The sequence below is a fragment of the Daejeonella sp. genome, from assembly GCF_049655485.1.
Lineage (GTDB): Bacteria > Bacteroidota > Bacteroidia > Sphingobacteriales > Sphingobacteriaceae > Daejeonella.
Genome location: NZ_JBASJU010000137.1, coordinates 1 through 2763 on the forward strand (window position 1 = coordinate 1; position 2763 = coordinate 2763).

Sequence of the window (2763 nt, forward strand, 5' to 3'; positions counted from 1 at the left end):
CGTCATCCCGAAGCGCAGCGAGGGACCTCAAGCGCTATAGCATCCTCATTAATAAATAACCCTCCCTCGTCATCCCGAAGCGTAGCGAGGGACCTCAATAAAGCGCGCGAGGTACCTTAACTCTTTACCGCCAACTGCCCACACGCCGCATCAATATCCTTCCCTCTACTTCTCCTGATGTTCGTGTTAATATTATGCTTCCGCAGATACGCAGCAAAATCATCCGTCCGGTCAGTTTCTGTATTTTTAAAATCAGCGAAGGTGATGGGGTTATATTCGATTATATTGACTTTACACGGAATGTGCCTGCAGAACTTGACCAGTTCAGCCGCATCTTGTAAAGTGTCGTTGAAGTCGTTGAAAAGTATGTATTCGTAAGTGACGGGGCTTTTTGTCTTGGCAAAAAAGTATTTAAGCGCATCGGCAAGAGCCTCCAGGGAGTTTTGCTCATTTATAGGCATGATGGTATTTCTTTTCTCATCATTTGCTGCATGTAAAGAAAGCGCGAGATTAAATCTCACTTCATCATCCCCGAGCTTACGGATCATCTTTGCTATACCCGCAGTAGAAACTGTAATCCGCTTAGGCGACATATTCAGTCCGTCCTTGGCCGTAATCCGATCAATCGATTTGAGAACATTAGCATAATTCAGCAAAGGTTCCCCCATCCCCATATAAACGATATTAGTTAAAGGAGCCTGGTAGTTTTGCTTTGCCTGCTGGTCGATGAGTACAACCTGATCATAAATCTCGTCTGGATTCAGATTCCGCTTTCTATCCATGTAGCCCGTTGCGCAGAACTTACAAGTTAAGCTGCATCCCACCTGTGAACTAACGCAGGCCGTCATGCGATCTGTAGCCGGAATTAAAACCCCCTCTATAATATTGCTGTCGTAAAGCTTGAAAGTGTTCTTTATGGTCTTATCAGAACTGAATTGGGACTGATGGATATTCACAGCATTAATGACGAACGATTCTTTTAGCTTCTCCCGCAGGGGTTTTGAAAGATTGCTCATTTCATCGAAATCGATGCATGATTTTTCCCATAACCATTCATATACCTGTTTCGCACGGAAGGCTGGCTCACCCATTTGGGAAAAATGATCTCTCAGTTTCTCAACAGAGAGGGCACGGATATCGATTTTGGGGTTTTCCATTAGATCGTGCAAAGTTAACCAATCAATATATTAAATTAGTATTAACCTTTTTACATGGTTTTCGTATGACGAACGAATCAATTATTACCTTACCTCCATCAAACGTGATCAACATTTTATTTTTAATACTAGCATGATTAGATATGTTAGTGCCGATTTTATTATTACCGGTAATGGCGAACCGCTCAAGCATGGCATTATTGCGGTCGACGAACAGGGTGAAATAATTGATGTATTCCCTGACGAGAGTGAAATTCCGATTTCCGAAACCATCGAACGTTATGAGGGCATTATTGTGCCGGGCTTTGTTAACGCACATTGTCATCTCGAGCTGTCGCACATGGCAGGCAAGGTTGCGCCAGGCAATGGACTGGTCAATTTCCTGAGCCAGGTCATTGATGAAAGAGGCTCTGATGAAGCCATTATTCTCGATGCCATGCGCAAGGCCGACCAGCAAATGCAGGATAAGGGCATTGTAGCTGTGGGTGATATCTCAAATACGCTGCTTTCAAAGAACATTAAGGAAGGAAGTTCTATCTACTATCATACATTCGTTGAATTTCTAGGCTTCGATCCCTTTAAAGCAAGGATTGCGTATGACAAGGCGCTGGCTCTTTTGCGGAAGTTTTCTCCGCTTCCTGCATCTCTTGCGCCGCATGCCCCTTATTCTGTTTCAAAAGATTTGCTGAAGCTTTTTCAGAAAAATACGGAAGGCGATACGGAGCTAACCACGATGCACAATCAGGAAAGCGATGAAGAGAATAAGTTTTATCGCTATAAATCAGGGGAATTTCTGAAGTTTTATGAAAAATTAAAACTGAATACTGACTTTTTCAAACCTCAGGCACGAAATTCTATTCAGTCCCTGTTGCCCCTATTCTCCTCACAGCAAAAGATACTTCTGGTGCACAACACTTACACTAGCTTGAAAGATGTTTATTTTGCCAACCGTTTTAGCCGGGATATTCACTGGTGTTTTTGTCCGAAAGCTAACCTATACATCGAAGGGCGCCTCCCAAGAATTGAAATTTTCCAGCTCCACGATTTCAACATTACTCTGGGCACCGACAGCCTGGCATCCAATGATAAACTGTGCATTTTATCAGAGTTGAAAGCTATAAAAGAACACTTTCCCTTTATGTCTTTAGTCAAAACTTTGCCCTGGGCAACGATCAATGGGGCTCGTTTCTTAGGAATCGACCATAAATACGGAACAATAGAAAAAGGAAAAACTCCGGGGCTTAATTTAATAACAAATACGGACGGGTTGGAGTTGACGGGGGAATCGGAAGTTAGAAGATTGGTTTGATAAGTTGACAGTTGACGGTTGACAGTTTATCCTGGGTTATTTGGAGGTTTCCCGATTCAGTTCACAGTCAATTTTTTCGCTTGAGGTCCCTCGCTGCGCTTCGGGATGACAGCCACCGCAGCGTGTGGGGAATGAGATTTCTCCTCGCGGCACGTTGGTTTTAATAATAAAATTATTCCTGGCTCGTCGAAATTATCCCATTACTAAGCTTGGTGTACCATTGGCTAAGTGGTTTTTTCTTTTAATATGGATGAGGGTTACCTTTAATTATGAAAAGGGGGGGCTACATATATATGA

General features: G+C 43.0%; 2 protein-coding genes. One reads left to right on the forward strand and one right to left on the reverse strand.

The genetic code is table 11. The features are described 5' to 3' along the window. Positions 1–116: 116 nt before the first annotated feature. On the reverse strand, positions 117–1157 hold the full coding sequence (rlmN, locus tag WBJ10_RS05705) for a 23S rRNA (adenine(2503)-C(2))-methyltransferase RlmN (RefSeq protein WP_424288566.1): 1041 nt from the start codon (positions 1155–1157) through the stop codon (positions 117–119). 133 nt (positions 1158–1290) lie between these two features. Here rlmN and WBJ10_RS05710 point away from each other — a divergent pair, with 133 nt between their 5' ends. Beyond that, positions 1291–2466 carry an amidohydrolase family protein gene (locus WBJ10_RS05710; protein WP_424288567.1) on the forward strand — a complete coding sequence of 392 codons (1176 nt, stop codon included), beginning with the start codon at positions 1291–1293 and terminating at the stop codon, positions 2464–2466. Positions 2467–2763 lie beyond the last annotated feature (297 nt).